Raw genomic sequence first — 308 nt, 5'->3', positions numbered from 1 at the left:
CGGTGTTCTCGGTTTATATAAAAAGATATTATCTGGTTTTCAAAGAACAAGTTTGATGGTTGAACCATCAATGGAGCCTAACGGGATCGAACCGATGACCTCCTGCGTGCAAAGCAGGCGCTCTCCCATCTGAGCTAAGGCCCCATAATCAAAAGGATGGGCCTAAATGGACTTGAACCATCGACCTCACGCTTATCAGGCGTGCGCTCTAAACCAGCTGAGCTATAGGCCCATACATCCTCAAGAGAGTAGACCTCTCAAAACTAAACAAAGTTTCGTGCTTGTGCAGGTTCCGTTTCTATCCTTAG

General features: G+C 46.4%; 2 tRNA genes. Both read right to left on the bottom strand.

The annotated features are described in order from the left end of the window. Nucleotides 1–71: 71 nt before the first annotated feature. Nucleotides 72–144: transfer RNA gene (locus FC89_RS12245), tRNA-Ala, on the bottom strand. A 13-nt stretch (nucleotides 145–157) separates the two neighbouring features. Continuing rightward, nucleotides 158–232: transfer RNA gene (locus FC89_RS12240), tRNA-Ile, on the bottom strand. Between the last annotated feature and the right edge of the window lie 76 nt (nucleotides 233–308).

It is taken from the genome of Liquorilactobacillus ghanensis DSM 18630 (assembly GCF_001435235.1).
GTDB classification, from domain to species: domain Bacteria; phylum Bacillota; class Bacilli; order Lactobacillales; family Lactobacillaceae; genus Liquorilactobacillus; species Liquorilactobacillus ghanensis.
The sequence above is the reverse complement of the archived record's forward strand: the minus strand, read 5'-3'. Positions and strand labels throughout refer to the sequence as shown.